The 23,869-nt window shown below is 53.2% G+C and carries 21 protein-coding genes; 12 read left to right on the forward strand and 9 right to left on the reverse strand.

Features of this window, described 5'->3' with window-relative positions:
- Positions 1-7 precede the first annotated feature (7 nt).
- Together INP79_RS01720 and INP79_RS01725 are read left to right on the forward strand one after the other, a co-directional pair.
- Positions 8-2,167 carry a xanthine dehydrogenase family protein molybdopterin-binding subunit gene (locus INP79_RS01720; protein WP_194752690.1) on the forward strand — a complete coding sequence of 720 codons (2,160 nt, stop codon included), beginning with the start codon at positions 8-10 and terminating at the stop codon, positions 2,165-2,167.
- Positions 2,168-2,171: 4 nt separating this feature from the next.
- Positions 2,172-3,155 (forward strand): XdhC family protein, encoded by a 984-nt coding sequence (locus INP79_RS01725; RefSeq protein ID WP_194752691.1) that lies wholly within the window; start codon positions 2,172-2,174, stop codon positions 3,153-3,155.
- A gap of 11 nt (positions 3,156-3,166) precedes the next feature.
- On the opposite strand, the gene INP79_RS01730 is transcribed toward INP79_RS01725, so the two are convergent.
- Positions 3,167-3,766 carry an NTP transferase domain-containing protein gene (locus INP79_RS01730; protein WP_194752692.1) on the reverse strand — a complete coding sequence of 200 codons (600 nt, stop codon included), beginning with the start codon at positions 3,764-3,766 and terminating at the stop codon, positions 3,167-3,169.
- A 94-nt stretch (positions 3,767-3,860) separates the two neighbouring features.
- Here INP79_RS01730 and INP79_RS01735 point away from each other — a divergent pair, with 94 nt between their 5' ends.
- A complete protein-coding gene (locus tag INP79_RS01735) occupies positions 3,861-4,781 on the forward strand; it encodes a PHB depolymerase family esterase (protein WP_194752693.1) in 921 nt (306 codons plus the stop codon).
- A gap of 20 nt (positions 4,782-4,801) precedes the next feature.
- Here INP79_RS01735 and INP79_RS01740 read toward each other — a convergent pair whose 3' ends face one another.
- On the reverse strand, positions 4,802-5,593 hold the full coding sequence (locus INP79_RS01740) for a MipA/OmpV family protein (protein WP_194752694.1): 792 nt from the start codon (positions 5,591-5,593) through the stop codon (positions 4,802-4,804).
- Between the two features lie 108 nt (positions 5,594-5,701).
- On the reverse strand, positions 5,702-6,718 hold the full coding sequence (locus tag INP79_RS01745; protein WP_194752695.1) for a serine protease: 1,017 nt from the start codon (positions 6,716-6,718) through the stop codon (positions 5,702-5,704).
- Positions 6,719-6,928: 210 nt separating this feature from the next.
- On the opposite strand from INP79_RS01745, the gene INP79_RS01750 reads away from it, so the two are divergent.
- Both INP79_RS01750 and sbmA read left to right on the forward strand, forming a co-directional pair.
- On the forward strand, positions 6,929-7,306 hold the full coding sequence (locus INP79_RS01750) for a hypothetical protein (protein WP_194752696.1): 378 nt from the start codon (positions 6,929-6,931) through the stop codon (positions 7,304-7,306).
- A 134-nt stretch (positions 7,307-7,440) separates the two neighbouring features.
- Entirely contained in the window at positions 7,441-8,673 is a 1,233-nt protein-coding gene (sbmA, locus tag INP79_RS01755) for a peptide antibiotic transporter SbmA (RefSeq protein WP_194752697.1), read from the forward strand.
- Positions 8,674-8,695: 22 nt separating this feature from the next.
- On the opposite strand, the gene INP79_RS01760 is transcribed toward sbmA, so the two are convergent.
- A complete protein-coding gene (locus tag INP79_RS01760; RefSeq protein ID WP_194752698.1) occupies positions 8,696-10,831 on the reverse strand; it encodes a bifunctional diguanylate cyclase/phosphodiesterase in 2,136 nt (711 codons plus the stop codon).
- Between the two features lie 29 nt (positions 10,832-10,860).
- Positions 10,861-13,443, reverse strand: a complete 2,583-nt coding sequence (locus INP79_RS01765) for a chemotaxis protein CheW (protein WP_194752699.1) — start codon at positions 13,441-13,443, stop codon at positions 10,861-10,863.
- A 260-nt stretch (positions 13,444-13,703) separates the two neighbouring features.
- Between INP79_RS01765 and INP79_RS01770 the strand changes: the two genes are divergently transcribed.
- Positions 13,704-14,195 carry a DUF2721 domain-containing protein gene (locus tag INP79_RS01770; protein WP_370583242.1) on the forward strand — a complete coding sequence of 164 codons (492 nt, stop codon included), beginning with the start codon at positions 13,704-13,706 and terminating at the stop codon, positions 14,193-14,195.
- Here INP79_RS01770 and INP79_RS01775 read toward each other — a convergent pair.
- Positions 14,192-15,289 carry an HPP family protein gene (locus INP79_RS01775; protein WP_228519681.1) on the reverse strand — a complete coding sequence of 366 codons (1,098 nt, stop codon included), beginning with the start codon at positions 15,287-15,289 and terminating at the stop codon, positions 14,192-14,194. The two genes, INP79_RS01770 and INP79_RS01775, sit on opposite strands and share 4 nt — an antisense overlap.
- A 253-nt stretch (positions 15,290-15,542) precedes the next feature.
- On the opposite strand from INP79_RS01775, the gene INP79_RS01780 reads away from it, so the two are divergent.
- From INP79_RS01780 to cobC, 4 genes are all read left to right on the forward strand, one after another.
- Entirely contained in the window at positions 15,543-17,003 is a 1,461-nt protein-coding gene (locus tag INP79_RS01780; protein ID WP_194752701.1) for a DegQ family serine endoprotease, read from the forward strand.
- Positions 17,004-17,128: 125 nt separating this feature from the next.
- Complete coding sequence (gene cobT / locus INP79_RS01785) at positions 17,129-18,175, forward strand: nicotinate-nucleotide--dimethylbenzimidazole phosphoribosyltransferase (RefSeq protein WP_194752702.1); 1,047 nt, start codon at positions 17,129-17,131, stop codon at positions 18,173-18,175.
- 11 nt (positions 18,176-18,186) lie between these two features.
- The gene (locus INP79_RS01790) at positions 18,187-18,978 is read left to right on the forward strand and encodes an adenosylcobinamide-GDP ribazoletransferase (protein ID WP_194752703.1); all 792 of its coding nucleotides are present in this window, start codon (positions 18,187-18,189) and stop codon (positions 18,976-18,978) included.
- On the forward strand, positions 18,975-19,541 hold the full coding sequence (gene cobC, locus INP79_RS01795; protein WP_194752704.1) for an alpha-ribazole phosphatase: 567 nt from the start codon (positions 18,975-18,977) through the stop codon (positions 19,539-19,541). Before INP79_RS01790 ends, cobC begins: the two co-directional genes overlap by 4 nt.
- On the opposite strand, the gene INP79_RS01800 is transcribed toward cobC, so the two are convergent.
- Positions 19,538-20,947, reverse strand: coding sequence for a PLP-dependent aminotransferase family protein (locus tag INP79_RS01800; protein ID WP_228519682.1), 1,410 nt, complete (start codon positions 20,945-20,947; stop codon positions 19,538-19,540). The genes cobC and INP79_RS01800 overlap by 4 nt on opposite strands.
- A 105-nt stretch (positions 20,948-21,052) precedes the next feature.
- Between INP79_RS01800 and INP79_RS01805 the strand changes: the two genes are divergently transcribed.
- Both INP79_RS01805 and INP79_RS01810 read left to right on the forward strand, forming a co-directional pair.
- A complete protein-coding gene (locus INP79_RS01805; RefSeq protein WP_194752706.1) occupies positions 21,053-21,301 on the forward strand; it encodes a hypothetical protein in 249 nt (82 codons plus the stop codon).
- Positions 21,302-21,317: 16 nt separating this feature from the next.
- Positions 21,318-21,950 (forward strand): FMN-binding negative transcriptional regulator, encoded by a 633-nt coding sequence (locus tag INP79_RS01810; RefSeq protein ID WP_194752707.1) that lies wholly within the window; start codon positions 21,318-21,320, stop codon positions 21,948-21,950.
- Here the strand turns inward: INP79_RS01810 and cobD are convergent.
- Together cobD and cbiB are read right to left on the reverse strand one after the other, a co-directional pair.
- Positions 21,931-22,923 (reverse strand): threonine-phosphate decarboxylase CobD, encoded by a 993-nt coding sequence (gene cobD, locus INP79_RS01815; RefSeq protein ID WP_194752708.1) that lies wholly within the window; start codon positions 22,921-22,923, stop codon positions 21,931-21,933. The genes INP79_RS01810 and cobD overlap by 20 nt on opposite strands.
- Positions 22,916-23,869, reverse strand: a complete 954-nt coding sequence (cbiB, locus tag INP79_RS01820; protein WP_194752709.1) for an adenosylcobinamide-phosphate synthase CbiB — start codon at positions 23,867-23,869, stop codon at positions 22,916-22,918. Before cbiB ends, cobD begins: the two co-directional genes overlap by 8 nt.

Below are 23,869 nucleotides of genomic sequence, written 5' to 3' on the forward strand. Positions count from 1 at the left end.
AGACACCATGAACGATATGATTAATCTCTCGCGCCGCAGCTTTATTAAAAGTACCGCGCTGGTCGCTGGTGGCTTGGTGGTGGCTTTCAGCATTCCGCAGGCCAAACGTTTTATGGGTGTGGCCAATGCGGCCGAGGCTATGCCGTTGCCTGCGCCCAATGCATTCTTGCGCATAGGTGCCGATGACAGTATTACGGTGATGCTGGCGCACAGTGAAATGGGGCAGGGCGTGTGGACGACGCTACCGATGCTGATCGCCGATGAGCTGGATGCCGACTGGAATACGATCAAGGTTGAGCATGCGCCTGCGGCACCGGCTTATATTCACACCGCTTATGGCATACAAATTACCGGTGGCTCGTCTACCACCTGGTCAGAGTTTGATCGCTACCGTCAGGCTGGCGCTTTAACGCGTGCGCTGTTAATGCAGGCGGCTGCCAAACAATGGAACGTGCCTGTGGCTGGGTTACGCACTGAAAACGGGGCGGTGATCAACGGCAGCCAAAAGTTGCGTTATGGTCAGTTGGTAGAAACCGCCAGCCAGTTGCCAACACCGGCCAGCGTCACGCTGAAAAAACCGGAAGAGTGGAAGTTTATTGGCAAAGCCACCAAACGCCTGGATAGTGCAGAAAAAATTAATGGCACCGCCAAGTTTGGCCAGGATGTGCAATTTGACGGCCTGAAAATTGCCATGGTGGCACGTGCACCGGTATTTGGTACCAAACTGAAAAGTGTCGCTGACGGTGATACGCTGAAAGTACCGGGTGTGATCAAGGTGGTCAAGGTGCCGACAGGTGTGGCGGTGATTGCCGAGCATTACTGGGCGGCCAAGCAAGGCCGCGAAGCACTCAAACTGGAGTGGGATTTGGCCGGGCATGATAAACCGGATTCTGCGGCCTTATTAAAGCAATACCAGGCGTTGGCACAACAGCCAGGCGTGCAGGCCGCCAAGGCGGGTGATATTGCCAGCAGCAAACAGGCCAAGCAGACCGTGACCGCCGAATATGTATTGCCTTATTTGTCACATGCGCCCATGGAGCCACTCAATTGCGCGGTAAAAATTTCTGAGCAGGGGTGTGACATCTGGACCGGAACGCAAATGCAAACCACGGACCAGGCCTCTGCGGCCAAGATCCTGAGTCTCAAACCGGAACAAGTGAAAATTCATACCCAGTTTTTAGGCGGTGGCTTTGGCCGTCGCGCTAATCCGCGCGCGGACTTTGTGTCTGAAGCCGTCGAAGTTGCAAAAGCCGCTGGCTTGCCAGTGAAAACCGTGTGGAGCCGTGAGGATGATGTTAAAGGCGGTTTTTATCGGCCGATGTTTGTGCACCGCGCAACGGTATCCCTGGACAAGCAGGGCAAACCATTGGCCTGGCAACACACCCTGGTCGGGCAGTCCATCATCAAAGGCACGCCGTTTGAAGGCGTGATGATCAAGGATGGCATTGATGCCACCTCGGTGGAAGGAGTGGCGGATTCACCTTATGTCAAAGGCACGGCCAACCATCTGGTGCAATTACATTCGGTGCAGAGCGATGTGCCAGTGTTGTGGTGGCGCTCGGTTGGGCATAGCCACTCCGGCTTTGCTATGGAAAGCCTAATCGACGAGCTGGCGCATGCCAGTAAACAGGATCCGCTGGCTTACAGACGCCAGTTACTCAAAGACCATCCACGTCATCTGGCAGCGCTCAACCTGGCCGCCGATAAAGCTGGCTGGGGCAAACCATTAGCTAAGGGCGTGTTCCGCGGCATTGCCGTGCATGAATCATTTGGCAGCTATGTGGCGCAAGTGGCTGAAGTTTCGGTCAAAGAAGGCGAAGTCAAAGTGCACCGTGTGGTGGTGGCGATTGATTGCGGCCTGGCGGTGAATCCGGATGGCGTGAAGGCACAAATGGAATCTTCAGTGGCTTATGCCTTGGGCGCCGCACTGAGCAGCGAAATCAGCTTTAAAGATGGGCAAGTGGTGCAATCGAATTTCCACGATTACCAGGTGTTACGCATGAAAGACATGCCTAAGGTAGATGTACATATTGTAGCCAGCACCGAGAAAATGGGCGGTGTTGGTGAGCCAGGCGTACCGCCGTTGGCGCCTGCGGTGGCCAATGCCGTATTTGCCGCTACTGGTAAACGTATCCGCCGCCTGCCGATAGGCGACCAACTGGCTTAAGCATATGCAATCGTCAGATTGGGAAGTGCTGCAACGTGCCAGCGATTGGCTGCAACAAGGCTATCGCGCGCACCTGTTCACCGTGATCCAGACCTGGGGCTCGGCACCGCGTTTGCCGGGCGCCATTCTGGTGGTGCGTGAAGATGGCCATCTGGTTGGCTCGGTGTCCGGCGGCTGTATTGAGGACGACCTGGCGGATAAGGCACAGCACCAGCAATTGCCTGCCCAACCCGCCATTCTTGAATATGGCATTCACCAGGATGAGGCGCAGCGCTTTGGGATTCCGTGTGGTGGGCAGCTGAAAATCTTTGCCGAGCCGCTGACACAGGCGGCGCAACTGGCACCCATGCTGCAAAGCCTGGCACAACGCCGTTTGTTAAAGCGTTCGGTCAATTTGCAGAGTGGCGAAGTACGCCACCAGCCTGTGTTGCCAGAGGGCTTGCCTTACCTGGATAACGACTGGTTCCACAGTTATTTTGGGCCACAGTGGCGCTTGCTCATCATCGGCGCCAACCAGTTAGGGTCAGTGCTGGCAGCCATGGCGCAAGCGCTGGATTTTCATGTCATGATCTGCGACCCTCGTGAAGAAATGCGTGCCGAATGGCATGTGGAAGGCGCGGACTGGTTGCCCGGTATGCCGGATGATGTGGTGCTAGACATTGCACCAGATCCGCACACGGCGATTGTGGCGGTGACGCATGACCCTAAACTGGATGATATGGCTTTGCTTGAGGCGCTCAAATCAGATGCGTTTTATATCGGCGCGCTGGGCTCAGTCAAAAACCAGGAGAAGCGCAAGCAGCGTTTGCGCAGTTTTGATTTAAGCGAGCAGGAAGTGAATCGCCTGCATGGCCCGGTCGGTTTGCGCATAGGCAGCCGCACGCCAGCCGAAATTGCCGTCTCTATTCTGGCTGAGCTGATTCAGGCGCGGGCACAATTGCAACAAGTCGGACTCGCTCAAGCCAGTGCCAATCTGGCTGCGGCTTGAGCGAAATTGGCTCACGCCAGGTCTGCAGGGGTATCGATATCCTTTAAGATGCCTGCATCCTGGCATTCAAATCTTAAAATCTCGGCCTGATGCGCGCGCAACACTTCACGCGCGCCCTGGTCTCCCTCGACCAGCAGTAATTCCGGTATCAGGTCACTGGTAAAGCCAACCGGGTGCCCGGGTTGGCCCTGAAACATGGGCTGCACCAGTCGTGCTTGCGTCAGTTGTTGCGCGACGCGCGTAATGGTTGCTGCCTGAATGTATGGCATATCTGCCAGCGCAATGACCAGTCCGGATAGGTGTGGAAAGTGCGTTTGTGCCGTGACAACCCCTAATTTCAGGCTGTCCGCCATCTGTTGATGCTGTTCTTCACAAGTCACTACCTTAAATCCCAGTGACATGAGCTGGCCAGTGAGCGGCGACGCATAGGCACGTATCACCGCAATGCTGTTCGGCAACGCTTGAATTAAAGCTTGCGCAGCACTCAGCGCCATTAATTGTCCATCGGCGAGTGGTTGTAGCAATTTGTTCTGCGCGCCAAAGCGGCGTGAAAAGCCACCTGCCAGCAATAAGCCGACGACCGGTTGTTGTATGGGGGCAAGTGGTGTCATATTTCTGTTCATGCATCGATTGAGCTCAAGCGGTCAACAACTCACTTCACTGGCGCGTTCATGTATGCTTTCCATACGCCTGTCTGGAGTATCTATGATGTTGCCTAAACGATTATATTACCCTGTGTTGCTGGGCTTGCTGACTTTTCCTGCGCTGGTGCGGGCCGGTCTTGCGGCGGGCGATGATGAATTTGCCGTGACTGTGAACGGAGACCAGCGTCCTTATCTGGCCCATGTGCCCAAGCAGGCACTGTCTGGGCAGGCCTTGCCTATGGTGCTGGTGCTACATGGTGGCCTGGGTAATATGCAAGTGCAGGCCAATGAGCGTTTTTACCACCAGGTGTCGGCCGCTGAAAAATACGGTTATATTGTGGTGTTCCCCAATGGCTACAGCCGCCTGCCGGGTGGCAAGTTTGCGACCTGGAATGCGGGCAATTGCTGTGGCCCGGCGGTTAAAAAGCAGAGTGATGATGTTGCTGTTATCCGTGCCATCATCCAGGACATGCGGCAACGTGCCAATGTCGATGCCAAACGCATTTTTGTCGATGGCATGTCGAATGGCGGCATGATGAGCTACCGATTGGCTTGTGAGCTATCTGACACCGTGAGTGCCATCGCCTCGGTCGCTGGCACCGACAATACCCAACGCTGCCAGCCAGCCAAGCCGGTAGCGGTGCTGCATATCCATGCCAAAGACGATGACCATGTGCCGTTTAATGGCGGCAAAGGTCAGCAGTCCATGGTTGATGTGAGTTTTAACTCAGTGCCAGCGACGATACAGAAGTGGGTGCAGCTCAACCAGGCCAATAGCCAGGCCGAGCGCATCCTAGATGTGCCCGGCGCTTATTGCGAAATCCACCGTGGCGGACTGGCCCCAGTGCAGCTGTGCGTTACGGATACTGGCGGCCACTCCTGGCCCGGAGGCAGTAAACCGCGTGGTGGGCAGGCTGGTTCGGATGCGATCTCTGCCAATGATGTGATCTGGCAGTTTTTTAACGCTAACGGCCGCCGCTAGCTGAGTTAAAAACAGGTGAGTTAAAAAGGAATACTGTAGCCGACATAGGCCATCGGCTGGATTCTGGTTTCGGTAATCGGGCTGTTATGTTGTGCGTTGCTCAGTCGCGTCACAAAGGCGCCAAATAAAAGGGAGTGGTCTTTAAAGGCAGGCATCATGCCATTGACACCCGCCTGCCATTCTACGCCAGAGCCTGCGCGGTAAACCGGGCGGCTGGCAGTCGCTTCGCTGTTGTCGACGCCGAAATAATAGTCGTTAAATTTCTGGTTGTTCCAGGTGGCGCCAACCACCCCGTTCAAGCGTAGTTGCGGAGCGCGCACCAGGCTTTTAATGTATTGCAACTGAACCTGTTGGCCATTGCTGTTGCCGCTGGCATCTGTGGTCCATTGCGCATTAAACGTGCCATAGTCTGTTTGCCAGCGTAGCAAGGGGCCGACAAAAATCGAAAAGTCGCGGTCATGCATGCCACGGGTGCGATCACCTTTGCTGGCATCCCAGCCAAATTTGGCTTCAGCAGACAGCCCAAAGCGCACACGCTGGTCATCGCTGTCCAGCAGCCAGACACCTGCTTGTAATGCATTGATGAAAAAGCGATCACCATAGTTGGCATTGATAATTGGCAATGCAAGTACGCGGTACTCATCAGAGCCTGAGGTCTTGGGCAAGACGCCTACGCCTATGCCGTATAAGTTTTGTGCTCTGGGCACGGCCGTTTCAGTTTGGCGGTCTATGCGAGACTCAGCTTCTGCCATGGCACTAAGTAAGGCGATGGTCAGCCCGGTGGTGGTGCGTGTTACTGCGTGTTTCATCATGTGTGTATCCATTATTGTTATGCGCTGCATGCTTGAACAGCATTTGCCTGAGAGAGTTCCCGCAAGCAAGATATTTTCTGGCCTGTTTCACCAGCTTAATACGGCGTGTTAACTGCCTTGTTTCAGTTGAATAATTTGCTGCGTGACTTTTTCGCCCTGGTCTTTATCCACTGCGCTGATCGCCGGTTGCAGTGACTGCAAGGTAGTCAGGTCTTTTTGCGTAAATGCCACGCGTGACAATGCCAGCATGGCGTCATAGTCGCGCTGGTTCAAGTCATAAGCATGCTTGAGGTCTTGCTCAGCCTGCGCAAACTGTTGCAGGCCTTCTTCTGCCAGGCCGAGAAAGTACCACGCATCGGCTGAGCTGGGCTCTTTATGCGCCCATTCGCTGGCAATCGACTTTAAATTAGCCCAATCTGCATTCTGGTAAGGAATCACCACCTGCATAAAGTAAGGCCGTTGTTCGAGTGGCAATGCCCAGAACGGTACCTCATTGGTTTTGAGTGAGATAATTTCAGGTGCCTCCATGAGCTCTTTGATCCACTCCACTGGCAGGCTGTAGTAAAACGCCTGGTGGCCCGGGCTCTTGAAGGTGGTGAGCCCGATCAGGTTGAAATTTTGGTCAAACAGGGCACCGCCACTGGAGCCCATTAAGAACGAGGCGTTCGAGCGCACAATCATGCTGCCATCGTAAGGGTAAATACCTTTGATATTGCCATAAGACAGTTGTGGCACCGGCGCGGCCGCTGGAAAACTCAAACTAAACACTTCTTCTTCGTATTGCAGGGTTTTGCTATCGCGCATGGGGAGTGGCTTGAACGGCAGCGGGTCAAACTTGAGCAGGCAGACATCGCGTTTCCAGTTGGCCTTGAGCGCAATAGGGCGGTAACCATCACGGAACTTGGCAATATTGGCGCCATTGCTATTGGCAATGACATGGCAGTTGGTGGCCACGTATTCCGGGCTCACCACCACACCAGAGCCGCGGCCATTAGAGCCGCCAGGCATATCGGTCGTGACCATGACAATCGAGTGGCCAAGCTCCAGTGTGTCGACGATGCTGGGCTGTGCCTGCACCTGCCCAACCCCTGTCCACATTATCAGCAATAGCAATAACCGTTTCATACAGGCTCCCATCGACAAAGGCCAATCATTCTGATCATGCATCATGCACGAGTATGAGCACTCTGACCAGAATATCGCGTAAATGTTTTCTGCGGTAGCTATTTTGTAAGCATTATCTGACAAGTAAATCGGCACCTGCCTACTTATTCAATCCATTTCGACTCTCTACTATAGCGCATGAGATCGCCTGAGAAAAATCGAGTATTAAACATGCAACGAACCAAGTCCTATATGTTACCCAAGCTGATTTTGTTAAACATGCTTGCCTTGATGATGATTACTTTCGAGCACGAAGTCCCCGCTGATAATAATCCTTTACTGAGTGCAACTCAGTCCGGGCAGGTGGTGGCACCGGAGGCCGCTGAAACCGTGGCCGCCGCCAATGCATCGCCGCCTGCGGTAAAAGTGGCAGCGGTAGATGAAGCGAAAGTCGACGAAGATAAACAGACTGCCATGAAAAAACCGGCTGTTTATAAAAAACGTGTGCAACAAAAGCATTCGGCGAACAAATCATCTGGCATGGTGTTAAATGCTAATTACACCGCCAATACGCCGTTGGGCTGCTGCTTCCGCGGTAACCGCATCTAGCATTCATACACGTGACAACACATAAAGCCTCCTCACGGAGGCTTTTTTGTTGCAGGTCTTTTCAAGAGCCAATACACTGGCAGACAATTACTTTCCCCACAAACATCCAAACAAAAATCGTCAAAGAAAGCGCTATGTTTAAATCTTTTTTCCCTGATTCTCGCTGGTTCTGGCCTTCTGTCATTGTGTGGGCAACCGTGTGTTGTGGTGTCTGGTTTGAGTTTTCTACTGCTATTGGTGCCATATTTGGCTTATCCGTGGCTGAGGCGGAACCTGTCATTGGCCTAGGTCACTTTGTCACCGATTCATTCAAGTTGTTTTATGGCTACTATGCCGTGAGCGTGGCCCTGTTTGCGCTGGCCTGGTTTCAGTTAAAGCCTACACGCTGGCAGTGGTGGTCTATTGTCGGTTCGTCGTTTATCCTGTTTTCGACCTATTACTCGGTGCAAGTATCCGTGGCGATTAATAACTGGCGCCGACCATTTTTTGACGGCGTGCAGGCAGCCTTGTCACCCAACTCCAAAGTGACCACAGCCGAGTTGTACACGCTGATGTTGCAGTTTGCCGAAATTGCGTTTGTGGCGATTTTTATCTACGTCATCACGCGTTTTTTTGTCAGCCATTATATTTTCCGTTGGCGCACGGCGATGAACGATTTTTATACTAGCCAGTGGTCACAGGTGCGCCGCATTGAAGGTGCTTCGCAGCGGGTGCAGGAAGACACCATGCGTTTTGCCACCATTATGGAGGGCCTGGGTGTGTCTATGGTGGAGGCGATCATGACGCTATTCGCGTTCTTGCCTGTGCTATGGAGCCTGTCTTCTTATGTCAGCGAATTGCCGGTGTTTGGCACCGTGCCTGCGCCACTGTTTACTTCCGCGATTGCCTGGTCGGTATTTGGTACTTTATTACTGGCTGCTGTAGGGATTAAGTTGCCGGGGCTGGAATTCAGGAACCAGCGTGTGGAAGCCGCCTACCGTAAAGAGCTGGTGTATGGTGAAGACAATATTGAGCGCGCACAACCGGCAACACTCAAGTCATTGTTTATGGATGTACGTAAAAACTACTTCCGCCTGTATTTCCACTATATGTATTTCAACGTGGCGCGCAGCCTGTATTTGCAGGCAGACAATATTTTCGCTTACCTGATTCTGGTGCCGACGATTGCGGCTGGCCGGATTACCTTTGGTATTTTGCAGCAGATCCTGACTGCATTTTCACAAGTCAGCAACTCGTTCCAATACCTGGTGAATTCCTGGACGACGATTGTTGAACTCTTGTCGGTATACAAACGGTTGACCGCATTTGAAGCGGCCATTAAACACGAGGCGTTGCCTGACATTGAAGTAGAGCAGGCCGCGGTTTAACCAGAAAGCACTGTGGCCAGGATTACCTGGCCACCTGCTGAAAATGATCGAATTTTGGCTGCTGTTCGCGCATAAATTGCGCCAGCGCTTCATCCGATAATGGTCGGCTGTAATAGTATCCCTGCCCGACATCACATCCACTATGCAGTAAAAAGCGGTGCTGGTATTCGGTTTCTATGCCCTCGGCAGTGACTGATTTATGCAAGCTTTTGCCCAGATTAATCAGCGCCAGCAAAATGTTGCCGTTGGTCACGCTCTGCTCCAGGTCCTGTACAAAGGCCTTGTCGATTTTGAGCTCATCAATCGGGTAGTTCTTGAGGTAGGCCATGTTCGAGTAGCCGATGCCAAAATCATCAATCGCGATGCACACGCCCAGTCGCTTTAGCTGCTCCAGCGTGCGCGTGAACATGGCCTCATCCTTGAAGCGGGCATTTTCGGTGACTTCCAGCGTAATCAGGTGCGGCGGCACGCGCTCCTGCCGCAGTACGCGTTGTACGGTTTCAACCAGGTTGCCGCGCAAAAACTGGATAGGCGAGACATTGACCGCAATCGGCACCATATAGCCCCACTCGGTCTGCATGGACTTGATCTTCTGGCAGGCGGTTTGCAATACCCATTCACCAATGGCAAAAATGTGGCCGGTTTCTTCGGCCACCGGGATAAACTGGTCGGGCGGGATCAACCCGCGCTCAGGATGTTGCCAGCGGATCAGCGCTTCCAGTGCGCTGATATTGCCATGTTGCATATTGATTTGCGGCTGGTAATACAGCATCAATTCTTGCCGTTGCATGGCATGGCCCAAGCCATATTCAATTTCGTTGCGTTCGCCCAGTTGTTGCGCCAGTGTGCCGCTAAACATCTGCACCTTGTTTTTGCCAGCGTTTTTTGCACTGTAAAGTGCTGAATCGGCACAGCTCAGCAAAGCGTCTATCTCTTTGGCATGGTCGGGGTAAATACTGACGCCGACGCTGCAGGTCATGTTAAATACATAATCGCCAATGGCAATCGGTTGTGAAATGGCTTCCATCACGCGTGCTAGCAATGGCTCGGCATCTTCCGCCACGCGCAGGCCGGGGTAAAGCATGACAAATTCATCACCGCCAAAGCGCACAATGGCATCGGTTGGGCGCGTGCTTTGGATCAGCCGTTGTGCGACATTCTCCAGCAGTTTGTCACCAGCGCGATGCCCCAGTGTGTCGTTAATCAGCTTGAAATGGTCGAGGTCGATAAAAGCAATGGCAATCTTGTTTTGTGTTTTATCGGCTTCGGCAATCAGGCTGGCCAGTTTGCCACTGAAGGCATGGCGGTTGAGCAGGCCGGTCAGGTTGTCGGTGACAGCCAGTTGGCGGATTTGCAGCTCATGGTTCTTGCGGTCGGTAATGTCTTCTACCGTGCCTTCGTAGTAAAGAATCTGGCCTTGCGGGTCGCAGACGGCATGGGCGTTTTCTGAAATCCAGATGGTTTCACCATTGAGCCGGTAAACCTCAGATTCAAAATTATGTACCCGGCCTTGCGCGCGGATGGCTTCGGTAAATTCACCGCGCCTGCTTTCGGCCACGTAGAGCTGGGTGCTGATATTGTTGAGATCGCTGATGAGTGCTTCCGGCGACACATAGCCATACAATTTGGCCAGTGCCGGATTGGCGTTGAGGTAGGTGCCGGACTCCGTGGTCTGGAACATGCCCAGGGTGGAGTTCTCAAACATCGAGCGGTATTTTTGCTCGGTGCTGAATAGCTCGTGTTCGATGCGTTTGCGGCAACTGATGTCTTGGATAATGCCTTCCAGCGCCACTGGTTTGCCCTCACTATCAAACACCGCACTGCCGCGCTCGGCCACCCAGGTGATGTCGCCATTGGCGCGTATGATGCGGTACTCCAGCTCGAAACGCTCGCCTTTTTGAATCGCCGCATCAATCGTGGTGCGTGCTTTTTCCCTGTCATCTGGATGGGTGATGATTTCGTAAGAAGTGGTTTTGTTGAGCAGCAAGTCTGGTGCCGGATAGCCGGTCAGGGTTTCGCAGCCCTTGCTCACGTAAATCATGGTCCAGTTGCTGTCGTACAGGCAGCGGTAAATCATGCCATCCAGATTATCCAGCAGCGTATCCAGCAATCGCTGTTGCTGCGCGGTGAGTAAGGATTCCATGATGTCGTTTTGCATGACTCCAAAAAGGGTCGTCTGACTATTCATCAGGCATACACCTGTTCAGCGGATTGTGAACGCACGGAAAGCACTTTGTCCCACAGGCTTTGTGCGGTGATCAGGGTCAGCATGCTGTTTTGGGCGATATTGGCAATGGCAATGCCCGGGTTGTGGCTGGCACCCCGGAAAAAGGTATTCATCGGCTGAATTTGCGTTGGCGCCAGATAAGGGATTTCGCCCAGGGCTGAGACAAACAGGCCAAATCTGAGCGAGGCGGTTTTGTCTTCAATGACGATGATTTGCCGGTAATCCGTGAAATAGTGCGGATGTCCCAGCATGCGTGCCAGGTCAATCACCGGAATCACCTCTCCCCGGTAGGCGTGCATGCCTGCGATAAACGGTGCGGACTCAGGCAAGGTGCGCAGCTGGTCTTCATCAATCGCCTCGCGCACAAAGCGTGCTTCTATGCCCATCCACGAGTCACCCACATAGAAGGTGGCATATTCCTGGCAGTCCTGCCCGGACTGGGCAAACAGGTTGGGGTTAAATTTGTTGTGGATGACTTGCGCCTCGGCGTGGATACGCTGATTGATTTCATCCTCCTTGCCCAGAGGCGTGAAAATCAGCGCAACCACCTTGTTGCGGTAGCTATCCTGCTCACTCTTGAATTCACGGTAGCCATAGGCTGCGCGCGCGCCAACGGCATAATAGGTATTCTGGTAAATCGCAATATCAAACAGCTGCTCGCTTTCTTTCAGTTTGCTAATGGCGGGCATCAGCTCAAACGGCTCGCCCATGGCAAAGTCTTTATGCGTGCTTGAAATCACATGGAGTTGTTCGTTCACAAACAGGGTGAAGCTGCCATTGACCGGCGTATCGGTCTTGTCACGTGGAATCACATCGCGCAGCATGGCCTGAAATTGCGGTGTGCTGTCAAACACGATGGCAATGCCACCGACGATACTGTTACCATCCAGATGCCGTATAGGCGCGGCATAAATGTAAGTGTGTTTGTTATTGTAGAGAGGGGTGGGTTCAAACGGGGAGACCACATAATCTTGGGTTGAGGCGCAACTGCGCGTTCGGCCTACCCATTCATCCGCCAGCTGGGTGCCGAGCAGATGGTTGTATTGATGGTTAGACACCGCCATCACTTCACCTTTGCGGTCAAACACAATCAGATTGTCATACACGGTATACAGGCTATTGATATAGCGCAGCACCTCTGTCATGGTGCTTTTATCTTCAGCCTGCAAGCTAGCCTTCGCCAGCAAATCCCTGAACACATGCGTCAGTGCCCACCAACGCACATCGTTGGCACGTTCATACAGGTTGCGGTCCATGATTTCTACCGCCAGCTGTGCATAAAAACTGGAGTTTTCCAGCATCACAGACACCACGGTCTGGTAGAGCTCAGAGACCATGTTTTCAATGATCTGCTGCGTTTTGTGGCCGGTATGGCTGATTTCAGAAAGCAGGCTTTTGGAAAAATTTTTCTGCTGGGTATTCACATCATTGCTTTGCCGGATATTACCGTTCCACACTGACTGATTCAGTTTGCTCTGGATATTGGCCGCCTGCTTGGGAATATTCAACAAGCTTTCGGAGAAAATCAGCGGGCTACGCATCACTTTACGCAGAATGTCCGCATCAATATTGTTGACCATGTCGCGAATGCTCTGGTTAAACGCATGTTCTATCGGGATCATGGCCTGGCCCAACCAGCCTGGCCCCAGGTAACCCTGGTAGCCCTCTGACTGTTTGGTCACGCACAGGTATTCGCGCCCGCTAAAACGCGTAATAAACCAGTCCGTGTCGGTATCCACACAGAGCGAAATGCCTAGCGGAATCTGGTACGGATCGCTGGAGGCAATCACGTTGCGTTCTTCGTCCAGCAACACGCCTATGGTCCAGTCATGATGCGGAATCAGGTTGTGAAAGATGGTATCCAGCTCATTGACGAACTTAAAGCACAGGCATAGCACGCCCAGTGTACGCTGGCCGTCTTTGCTGCGTACGGCATGCGCGTAGACCAGAGATTTATGCATCTTGCCGCCGATCTCTGTTTCATAAAAACGCTCTACATATGGTTCTGTCGATTGCCGCGCCAGTGCCACAATCGGGTGGTAATGAAACAAGGTGGTTTGCGTGTCATCCAGTTGATGCAGCAATTGGCCCTCTTCATCAAACAGCACAATGTTGTCGTAGACGGTGTATTTTTTCTGGTATTCCTGGAAACGAAATGCAAGTCTGTCCTGATCGGCATCTTCCACGATGTCCGCAGCCTGTTTTTCGAGATAGTCGCGCACATCATCGTCGGTCGCGAAAAATCCAATGTCAGCCGTACGCTCAAACAGGTTGCGCACCAGCAGGTTGATGATTTCAAATGCTTTTGACGACAGTTGTGCAGCGGTTTTATGCAGGGTTTCCTGCGATAAATGACGTAATACATCATTTGAAATGGTGTTAAACGCGCTGCGGGTTTCTTCCATTTCGGAGCCGGTGCCGGACAGTTGTGCCATCAATGCCAGGCTATCCCAGGCGTGTTGCAGTTGGTAAATATTTGAACGAAAGTCATTGACCTTCTTGAAGTGGTTAGCCAAGTCCTCGGTTAACGGTTGCGGGTGCATCTTGTTGCCTCTTTCCCTATACATATTTTATTGTTGCCAGGGCGTATACAGCAAAAATGGTTCCTGTTTGGGTAGGTCGAATTGAAAAACAATGGCAAGAAAAATGCTTTTATTACAATATTAAGGCCCTAAATGCACTCAATGTGGCTTGAAAATCGCTTATGAATCGTTGAACTAACATTTAAAACGTTATTTTTTCGCAGAATTGTTTTCTTCATGCTTTTTTCTAGTGCATCCAAAACCAAAAGAGTGCGTTTTTGGTGCCTGACTCTCCGTTTGCAAGTACCTTCCTGCCTATGATTAATACCATGATAGAAATCCACAGTGTGTCTGAAGCCATCCGTGATGCGGTAGCGCCGGTGTTTTTATTAACCGGTATCGGCTCGATTTTAGGCGTGCTGATTGGCCGCCTGGGGCGCTCGATAGATCGCGCCCGTTTTTTGACCGATGCACCAGAAGAAAAGCGTGAGCGCTTTAAAGATGAGCTGAGGATTATTGTGCGGCGCACAAAGTGGCTGCGGCGGGCCATTGCTGCGGCCACTTTTGCTGCCTTGTGTATTTGCGTCTCGATTGCCAGTATGTTTTTGTCGGTAGAGACGGGTTTGCGGCTGCCGCACTTGGTGATGGTGTCATTTATTATTTCGATGGCCTCGCTGATTTTTGGCCTGTTATGCTTTTTGCGCGAGATTGTGCTGGCGTCACGTGAAGTGATTGTGCCGTTTCAGCAGCGCGACAAGCCTGCCCAACCTTAACGGTATAACGCACGAATCACGTCTGTTTGCGTCAGAATGCCGACCAGTTTGTTGGATTCATCGACCACCGGCAGCAATTGCAAATGGTGGCTGGTCATGAGCGGGATGGTATGCATGAGATGCATGTGCTCGGTGATGGTGATCGCCGGTGTGGTCATGATCTGGCCGACCACTTCCGGTTTGTCGCTATGCGTGGTAGGTGACCAGCGGATCAGGCGTTTTAAGGCAGGTGCCACTTCGCGGTAGCTCTCTGCCTTGGCGTGGCGCATAAAGTCAGACACGCTGAGCAGGCCTATCACCAATTGGGCCTTGTTCACCACGGGAATCGCTGGCTCGGTCTGTTTAAGTATGGTTTGCCAGGCGGTTTCCAGCGCGTCGCCAAACTCCAGCATGGTTGAGACCGGACGCATAATTTCCCGGCACTCAATCGCTTCCAGCTTGCGCCTGTAAGCAATCAGTTCGGTTTGTTCCAGCAAGCTTTGTAATTGTTCCGGGTGGATATCCAGCACTTCATGAAACTGCCCCAGCGCGGTCTGTAAGTCTTCTGTTTTAAAACCAAACTGGTAGTGCATATGGGTAGGCGAATTGGGCGCATGCTCGTGATGTGTGGCAGGATAGCGGTAGCCGGTCAGCGTATGGTACAGCCAGGCCGTGAGTACCAGTAACACACTATTTGCCAGCACCGGCCACCAGACAAAACTGTAGCCCAGGCTATGAATGGCTTCGCCGCCTAACACGGCAGTGAGGGCGACCGCGCCACTGGGTGGATGCAGGCATCGCAGCGCGAACATGAGTGCGATGGCGCTCAGCATGGCCAGCGCCGCGGCAAACACCAGTTGTTGCGGTAACAGTTGCGTGAAAAATACCCCGGCCAGTGCTGCCAGGGTGTTGCCCGCTAAAATGGCCCAAGGTTGTGCCAATGGGCTGGATGGCAGGCAAAACAGGATGACGGCGGAGGCGCCCATGGGGGCAATTAAAAACACCGCACTATGCCAGTCACCTGGTACCACATTCAGGGCAATCAGCCCGGTACACAAAATCCCTAATCCGGCACCAATAGCCGCCCGCGCATAGTCGCGCAAAGTGCCTGTCATTCGGCGGGGCCAATAGGGCTTTAAAAAAGACGGTAAATCTGTCATTGCACGGTCAAAAAAGCAAAAAGTGCAGTGTATCACGGGTGGTACATATTCCATTTTGGAATATGGCGTCGGCATAGGTATGCCTGGTAGGGTTGCCGATACATGAGGATACAAAAACAGTGAAACTTCGAGGCGTTTTTATCGCTCATATGCGCAGAGGCACTTTGAATGAAGCGCCAATATTAAAAAAGCAAGAAAGGACGTTGTGATGCAATCGTTTTTACAATCAAGACTGACACATTGGGTGACTGTACCGTTGGCGGTGGCTGCTTTGTTCGGCGCTGGTTACTGGATCCAGGGTAATGCGCTGGTGAACCATGCGCAGGCCACGGCGCCGGTATCGGCAAAAGCCATAACGGCGCCAAGCGCCTATATTACCTTGCCTAATTTTGCCAGCATCGCCTCTAGCCAGGGGGCGGCCGTAGTCAATATCAGCGTCACCGGTACGGTGAAAACAGCGGGTATTCCGGGTGTGGATCCTAACGACCCGATGTTTGAATTGTTCCGTCGTTTTCAACCCAACCTGCCACAAACCGAAACGCCCATGAACGGCCTGGGTTCAGGCTTTATCGTCAAGTCTGATGGCGTGATCCTGACCAATGCGCATGTGGTCGACAAGGCGGATGTGGTGACGGTAAAACTGTCTGACAAGCGTGAATTTCAGGCCAGGGTGATTGGCGTGGATAAATTAACCGATGTTGCCGTACTGAAAATTGAGGCCAAAGATTTACCAATCGTGCATATCGGCAGCACCAAAAACAGCAATGTCGGTGACTGGGTAGTGGCGATCGGTTCGCCATTCGGTTTTGATAACACGGTGACAGCAGGCATTATTTCAGCCAAGTCGCGCGCACTGCCAGACGAAGGCTATGTGCCTTTCCTGCAAACTGATGTGGCGATTAACCCGGGCAATTCGGGTGGTCCGCTGTTTAACCTCAATGGCGAAGTGATTGGTATCAACTCGCAAATTTACAGCCGCAGTGGCGGCTATCAGGGCTTGTCGTTCGCGATCCCGATTGATGTTGCCATGGGGATTGAGCAGCAGCTGCTGGAGAAAGGTAAAGTCAGCCGTGGCCGTTTGGGCATCGGTGTGCAGTCGATCAACCAGGACCTAGCGAGCTCGTTTGGTTTGCAGTCGCCGAGTGGTGCGCTGGTCAGCAATATTGAGAAAAATGGCCCGGCCGACAAAGCAGGCCTGGAACCTGGTGATGTGATTGTCAAATTCAATGGCCAGAGCATAGACCGCTCCAGCGATTTGCCACCGATGGTGGCGAATGTGAAGCCGGGCAGCACCGTCAGTATGGAAGTCTGGCGCAATAAACAGTTGAAGAAACTGTCTGTGCGCATTGATGAAATGCAAACGGCTCAAGCCGGTCCGGCGGTCGTGCCAGACAGCCAGCAATCTAAACTGGGCGTCAGCGTGCGTCCGCTGACGTCGCAGGAGCTGGCGCAAACCCAGCTCAAGCAAGGCTTGCTGGTTGAGGAAGTGGCTAAAGGGCCAGCAGCCACCGCTGGGATACAACCGGGAGATGTGATTTTGGCGGTGAACGGCGACCAGGTGAAGAATGTGAGCCAGCTGCACGACAAGCTGTCGCAAAACGGCAAGAACGTGGCCTTGCTGGTGATGCGTGGTGACAGCAAGATTTATGTCCCGGTCAAAATCAGTTAACTTTTGCGTGTGATCCTTCGAGCTTGCCCCGCTTAGGCGGGGCTTTTTTATATGCTGGGTAAATTCAGGCCAGACGTTGCATAATTCTGCTACGCTTTCGTTTTCGCTCGTTAAAATAATTAATTATGCAGACATTTCATATTGAGCCTACTCATGACGCGCTGTTGCAAGCTGCGCTGGTGAATCAGATTAATCAAAAGACCAAACCACTTGGCGCATTAGGCCGTCTGGAAACCCTTGCTTTGCAATTAGGCCTGGTGCAGCAGACCGAGCGTCCTGTGTTGCAGCAGCCGACCATGCTGGTGTTTGCCGGCGATCATGGCATTGTGGAAGAAGGGGTGAGTCCTTATCCGCAGGCAGTCACCGCACAAATGGTGCTGAATTTTCTCAATGGTGGTGCAGCGATTAACGTGTTCGCGCGTCAGCATGGTTTTGATTTGCATGTGGTGGATAGCGGCGTGAATGCTGTGTTCCAGCCGCATCCGTTGCTGATAGATGCCAAAATCGGTATGGGCACGGAGAATTTCCGGCATCACCCTGCCATGACCGCTGACCAATGTACGCAGGCGATCACACGTGGTGCACAAATTGCGCGTAATGCGATTGCGCAGGGCTGTAACGTCATGGCGTTGGGGGAGATGGGCATAGGCAACACGTCCAGTGCCAGCTGCCTCATGAGTGTGCTGTGTGACTTGCCTATGCATCAGTGCGTGGGGCGTGGCACCGGTTTGAGTGACAAAGGTTTGCAGCACAAGCTCTCTGTGCTGACCTCTGCCTTGCAGATGCATCATGTTGCAGCCGATGAACCATTGCAGGCGTTGGCGGCATTTGGCGGTTTTGAAATTGCCATGATGGTAGGTGCATTGCTGGCTGCCGCAGAAGCCAGGACAACCTTGCTGATTGATGGCTTTATTGCGACCTCTGCCTTGCTGGTGGCTGCCAAGCTGTATCCGCAAGTGATTGATTATTGTGTATTTGCCCATTGCTCTGATGAAAGCGGGCACAGCATGATGTTGTCGCACCTCAAGGCACAGCCTTTGCTGCATCTGTCCCTGCGTTTGGGGGAGGGCACTGGTGCGGTGCTGGCGTATCCCTTGTTGCAGTCAGCTGTGGCTTTCCTCAATGAAATGGCCAGTTTTGAAAGTGCTGGCGTGAGTGGGCAGTTGCAGTGAGGCTGGCTGTAGTGAATCTGCAATGGCGCTATTTCGTGTTGGCGGTTGGTTTTTTTACGCGACTGCCTGTGCCTGCGGTGACGGACTTCCAGGAGTCTGACCTCAATCACGCTGCCAGGTATTTTCCGCTGGTCGGTTTGCTGATTGGCCTGATTGCCGCCATCGCCTGGTGGCTGGCCAGTTGGGTGTTTCCGCCAGCCTTGGCCGTCTTATGCAGTATGGCGATGACCATTTACCTGACAGGCGCGTTTCATGAGGATGGCCTGGCAGATAGTGCCGATGGCCTCGGTGGCGGCATGGACCGCGCGCGCAAATTGGAGATCATGCAGGATTCACGCCTGGGCAGCTACGGCGCGATTGCGCTGGTCGGCATGCTGTTGTTCAAATTTCAGGCTTTATCTGCACTCACGCCTGCCATCTTGCCGTTTGCGCTCATTTCCGCGCATGCGCTTAGCCGACTGGCGGCGGTGTACATCATGGCGAGTGCTAACTATGTGCGCTTTGCCGGTAAGTCCAAACCCCTGGCGACCACACTTTCAAAGCAGGATATCTGGTGCGCCAGTGCCTTTGGCCTGGTGTGCTGGCTAGGCTTTTGCCTGATGCTGGGCGTGAATCATTCTGCGCTGAGCACGATACGCTTTGCCCTGATCACTGGATTACCTGTGCTGGCCATCTGGTGGTGGTGGCGTCGCCTGATTTTGCGCCATTTGCAGGGCTACACCGGCGACACCTTGGGTGCAACACAACAATTGACTGAACTGGTCTTTTATTTAGGCTTGCTGGCCTGGGAACATTTAGCATGAAACTGACCTTAGTCCGCCATACCAGTTTGCAAATCGCCGAGGGCATTTGCTATGGTCAGAGTGATATTGATGTTTCGATTAACTTTGCCAGTGAGTTATCACAACTCAAGCAGAAGCTGATTCACGAGCAAATTGATGCCGTCTATGCCAGTCCTCTACAGCGTTGCAGCAAGTTGGCATATGCGTTGGGTTTCGACGGCATTACGCATGATGAGCGCCTGAAAGAACTGCATTTTGGCGATTGGGAAATGCAGTCGTGGAACGACATTCCACGCGAGTTGTTTGATGTGTGGGCACAGAATTATGCTGAGCTGGCGCCACCCAATGGTGAAACGTTTGCCGGGTTGCAGCAGCGTGGTGTGGACTTTTTGCAGGAAGTGCAGGCGCGTCATGCAGGCCAGCACGTACTGGTGGTCACGCACGGCGGCATGATACGCGCCCTCATTGCGCACGTGCTCAATATGCAGCTCAAAGGCCTGTTCCGCTTTCACGTCGACTATGCCAGTCTGACTCGGCTGGATCTGTCTGGTGCGATTCCCAAAATTGAGTTTGTGAACCGCTAAGCTTTTCTCAATAATTCAAATACCTTGTCATGCTCACAATGGGCCACGTTAAAACGTAGCCACGACGAAGGTTCCTGATAAGGCCGGAACAGGTTGCCAGGGGCCAGCATAATGTTCTGTCTCGATGCCTCGCTGGCCACCTCCGCAGCATTTTTGTCGTTGGCCAGTTTTGCCCACACAAACATGCCACCGGCAGGCTCGGCATGAATACTCAAACCACATTCTTCCAGGGCACGTATCACCTGCGTCCTTTTCAGCTCCAGCCGGTTACGCACTTTCTCCATGTGCTTGCGGTATCTGCCTTCGACCAAAATCTGGTACATCACGCGCTGGTTAATTTCTGAGCTGGTGAGGCCGGTGAGCAGTTTGAGGTCGAGCAATCGGTTGGCCAGTTCGGCCTGGCAGGCAATAAAACCCACGCGCAAGCTAGCCGAAATGGTTTTGGAGTAACTGCTGACGTAAATGACGCGGTTGAGCTGATCCAGTGCCGCCAGGCGCGGCGCATTCTGCGGGTGAAAGTCACCGTAAATATCGTCTTCCACAATATATAAACCGTATTTTTCTGCCAGTTGTAAGATCTGGTGGGCGACCGCCAGGCTAGTGCTGGTGCCAGTGGGGTTGTGTAATACGGTATTGGTGAAAAACAGTTTGGGCCTATGTTCTTGCAGGAGCTGCTGCAAGGCGCTAACGTCCGGGCCATTCAGGAGTCGTGGCACGCCCATAATGCGCGCCCCCATGGATTTTAAAAATCCAAACAAAGTGTAGTAGCCAGGGTCGTCTACCAATACCACATCGCCAGGTTTGATGAACAGCCGTGCGACTAAATCCAGGCCATGTGAAGCGCCATTGGTCATGAGGATATGTTGCGCCTCTGCATGAATGCCAATGTCGGCCAGGTTCTTTTGTGTCAATTGTTGCCGCAATGGTAAGTACCCACTTACATCGCCATAGCCAGTTAAAAAATACCCCGATTTTCGTGACAGCTCATTCAGGCTTTTTTGAATGACTTTTTCATCCAGCCAGTCTTTGGGTAGCCAGCCACAGCCAGGCCTGATGGCATCGGGCACGTCCCTGAAAGTGTTATGCAGCAGCCATAACACATCGTCAGCCCTATCCAGGTAAGAGGTGCTTGAAACGCTTTCTTCGGGTTTGTTGAGTGGCGCCACATAAAAGCCTGAGCCGCGCCGCGACAGCAGATAACCCAGTGCTACCAGGCGGTCATAGGCATCGACCACCGTAAAGCGACTGATGCCATGTTGCAATGCAAAGTCACGGATGGAAGGCAGGCGTGTGCCCGTGCGCAACACACGTTGCTCCACCAGTTGTTTGATGCCAATGACAATTTGTTCGACCAGTGGTACCGGGTCTTGCGGGTTGATGGTAATGAGTGATTGCGTGACTGGCATGGTATATGGACCTGTACAGTGCTTTATATTGATGTGCAAATTGTACATGTGGTGTACATGTTTGGGGCGATAGTATGTGGTTTATATTTTCAGGATAAACCGTCGATGAAATCCTCACTTGCACTATTCATGTTGGCATTGATGACTTTGCCGCTTTTGTTAAACGGTCAACATAATCCAGTGCATGATGCGCGTATGGAGGCTACCAATCAACCGGTATGCCTGAGTAATCTACATGGCATGGAGGCGTGTGATGCAGCGGTGATCTCACAGCAAACCATGCAGCCTGCCAAGCAACAAACCATGGTGCTGGTGAGAGGGCAGTTGCTGCCACTACAGCCGGATCATCGCTAAATACCGCAATCTTCTCATGTATACACCCAAACATTTTTCTGCCCCCAGTGAGGCGGCGCTACACGAACTGATACGGACATATCCATTTGCCACCTTGATCATGACCACAGGCAGTGATGTGGAGGTGAATCATTTGCCGCTGTATTTAGATGACGAAGGTGTGTTGAGCGGCCACCTGGCGCGTGCAAATCCCTTATGGCAAGCCGTGCAGGCTGAGCAACCGGTGATGGCGGTTTTTCATGGCCCGCATGCGTATGTGACGCCGTCATGGTATGCCACTAAAGCCCAAACCGGCATGGTGGTGCCGACCTGGAATTATGTGGTGGTGCATGTGCGTGGCACGCTGCGGGTAATTGAGGATGTCCATTGGTTACGCGCACATCTGGCAGCGCTGGCGGCGCAACAGGAAGCAGCATTTGAACAACCGTGGCAGTTGGAAGATGCGCCAACGGGCTTCATCGATAAGCTGATGCAGGCGGTAGTGGGCATTGAAATTGAAATCACGCAACTCACCGGCAAATGGAAGGTAAGCCAGAACCAGCCACTGGCCAATCAACTGGGTGTAATACAGGGCTTAAGTGCGAGTGAGGCTGAGCATAGCAAAGCCATGGCTGACATTGTCCAGGCGGTTAACTACTTATCGACTTAGAGGCCTTGTCTAACGCTTGTGCTAGCCGTGACCAGGCGGTGGGTGGCGGTAATCCAAACCGCAGTGCTTGCGGTGCTGCAAAATAACGCGTCCATACGCCTTGTTCAGCCAATGCCTGCTGCAATGAACGGCTGGCAGGATGCGGCACATATTGAAATAAATCTGTGCCGCCTGTTGGTGTCAGCCCATACTGGCTAAGTAGTTGTGCTAACTGTGCTGATTGTGTCGGCAGGTGTTCGCGCATCTGCTGTTGCCAGTGGTGGTCTGCGAGCGCTTGGCTGGCGATAAATTGACTCGGCCCTGTGATGGACCATGGGCCGAGTAATGATTCAAGCCGTGCCAACGCTTGTGGCTCGCCAAGCAGAAAGCCCACCCGTAGCCCGGCCAAGCCAAAAAACTTGCCCAGCGATCGTAACACCCATAACCCTGCTTGCCCGCTATGGCTGGCAAGGCTATGTTGTGGTGTGGTGTCCATAAACGCTTCGTCTACCACCAGCCAGCCACCGTGTGCGGCCAGTTGTGCATGCCAGTCTAACAGCGTGTCGGTTGTATACAAGTACCCGGTGGGATTGTTGGGGTTACACACCAGCAATACGTCAATATTCTGCAACAGAAGGTCGTCTGGCCTTTGGTCAAAGAATTGCACCTGATGCCCGGCACGTTGCCAGGCATGCGCGTGTTCCTGGTACATGATGCGTGGCATAGCGACACGACTCGGCACACGTAAGGTGGGCAATGCTTGCAGGGCTGCCTGTGAGCCTGCGCAGGCCAATACATGCTGGCAACCGTAATAAGCTCGAGCCGCAGCCTGCAACGCATCGGGTGCGGGCGGTAGCCGTTGGAACAGCGCAGGTGATAATGCCGGGATCGGGTAATGCTGTGGGTGAATGCCGGTGGAGATATCCAGCCAGTCTGCCAGTGGCCTGCCAAACTGCTGTGCGGCCTGCTGCAAATTGCCGCCATGCTCAAGCATAAGTCACTGCTCCAAGCAGAACAGCAAGCACCAGCCAAATGAGGATGCCATTGCGTACTAATTGCAACGCGCGGGGAATATCCTCTTTGGTGGGGGCAATGTTAGTGCCCAGGCACGGGCGATCATGCCACTCACCATGATAGCGGGCGCGTCCGCCTAATTGCACATTCAGCGCGCCTGCTCCGGCGGCCATTACCGGGCCTGCATTCGGGCTATCCCATAACGGTGCTTGTTGCCGCCAAGCTTGCCATGCCAGCCGTGTCTGTCCGAGTAATGCATAGGTGAGTGCCGTCAGTCTGGCGGGCACATAATTCAGCGCATCGTCCAGCCGCGCGGCTGCCCAGCCATAATAGAAATAACGCGGTGTTTTATACCCCCACATGGCGTCCAGCGTGTTCACCAGGCGGTAAGCCAATGCACCCGGCCCACCGGCGATAAAAAACCAGAACAATGCCCCAAACACACTATCGCTGCCGTTTTCTAGCACGGATTCAATCGTCGCACTCACCGGCTCAATCGCGTCTACATCACGGCTGACCATATAAGAAGTCGCGCGTTGGGCCTCTTGAAACTGGCCATGTTGCAAAGCATGGTAGACCGCCAGGCCATGCTGACGCAGGCTGCGGTGGCCGATGGCAAAGTACAGCAAGTAGATATGCAAGGCGAGCGCAAGCCACATGGACAGCTGCATGGCATAGATGACCAGCAAGGTAGGTGGCAGCACGAGTAAGACCACCCCAAAGGCACCAGTGAGACGTTGGCGAGCTTGTGGCTGCTGGCTGGGGGGATTCAGGCGCTTTTCAAGCTGTGTCACCAGCCAGCCAAAGCCCACCAGTGGATGCCAGCGCTTGGGTTCACCTAGCCAAAGATCAAGCAGCACAGCGCCGCAGGCAAGCCCGGCGAGTGTGAGATAATTGAGCGATGGATAAACAGGCAGTGAAAACAT

The sequence above is a fragment of the Methylophilus sp. QUAN genome, from assembly GCF_015354445.1.
GTDB lineage: Bacteria > Pseudomonadota > Gammaproteobacteria > Burkholderiales > Methylophilaceae > Methylophilus.

Excerpts from the sequence above, each read along its gene's own strand:
- INP79_RS01760 (WP_194752698.1), bottom strand. The coding sequence starts at position 10,831 with ATGCAAAACGACATCATGGAATCCTTACTCACCGCGCAGCAACAGCGA.
- INP79_RS01720 (WP_194752690.1), top strand. The coding sequence starts at position 8 with ATGAACGATATGATTAATCTCTCGCGCCGCAGCTTTATTAAAAGTACC.
- INP79_RS01730 (WP_194752692.1), bottom strand. The coding sequence starts at position 3,766 with ATGACACCACTTGCCCCCATACAACAACCGGTCGTCGGCTTATTGCTG.
- INP79_RS01800 (WP_228519682.1), bottom strand. The coding sequence starts at position 20,947 with ATGCCAGTCACGCAATCACTCATTACCATCAACCCGCAAGACCCGGTA.
- sbmA (WP_194752697.1), top strand. The coding sequence starts at position 7,441 with ATGTTTAAATCTTTTTTCCCTGATTCTCGCTGGTTCTGGCCTTCTGTC.
- INP79_RS01735 (WP_194752693.1), top strand. The coding sequence starts at position 3,861 with ATGATGTTGCCTAAACGATTATATTACCCTGTGTTGCTGGGCTTGCTG.
- INP79_RS01740 (WP_194752694.1), bottom strand. The coding sequence starts at position 5,593 with ATGATGAAACACGCAGTAACACGCACCACCACCGGGCTGACCATCGCC.
- INP79_RS01780 (WP_194752701.1), top strand. The coding sequence starts at position 15,543 with ATGCAATCGTTTTTACAATCAAGACTGACACATTGGGTGACTGTACCG.
- INP79_RS01750 (WP_194752696.1), top strand. The coding sequence starts at position 6,929 with ATGCAACGAACCAAGTCCTATATGTTACCCAAGCTGATTTTGTTAAAC.
- cbiB (WP_194752709.1), bottom strand. The coding sequence starts at position 23,869 with ATGTTTTCACTGCCTGTTTATCCATCGCTCAATTATCTCACACTCGCC.
- INP79_RS01745 (WP_194752695.1), bottom strand. The coding sequence starts at position 6,718 with ATGAAACGGTTATTGCTATTGCTGATAATGTGGACAGGGGTTGGGCAG.
- INP79_RS01805 (WP_194752706.1), top strand. The coding sequence starts at position 21,053 with ATGAAATCCTCACTTGCACTATTCATGTTGGCATTGATGACTTTGCCG.
- cobC (WP_194752704.1), top strand. The coding sequence starts at position 18,975 with ATGAAACTGACCTTAGTCCGCCATACCAGTTTGCAAATCGCCGAGGGC.
- cobT (WP_194752702.1), top strand. The coding sequence starts at position 17,129 with ATGCAGACATTTCATATTGAGCCTACTCATGACGCGCTGTTGCAAGCT.
- INP79_RS01725 (WP_194752691.1), top strand. The coding sequence starts at position 2,172 with ATGCAATCGTCAGATTGGGAAGTGCTGCAACGTGCCAGCGATTGGCTG.
- cobD (WP_194752708.1), bottom strand. The coding sequence starts at position 22,923 with ATGCTTGAGCATGGCGGCAATTTGCAGCAGGCCGCACAGCAGTTTGGC.
- INP79_RS01810 (WP_194752707.1), top strand. The coding sequence starts at position 21,318 with ATGTATACACCCAAACATTTTTCTGCCCCCAGTGAGGCGGCGCTACAC.
- INP79_RS01765 (WP_194752699.1), bottom strand. The coding sequence starts at position 13,443 with ATGCACCCGCAACCGTTAACCGAGGACTTGGCTAACCACTTCAAGAAG.
- INP79_RS01775 (WP_228519681.1), bottom strand. The coding sequence starts at position 15,289 with ATGACAGGCACTTTGCGCGACTATGCGCGGGCGGCTATTGGTGCCGGA.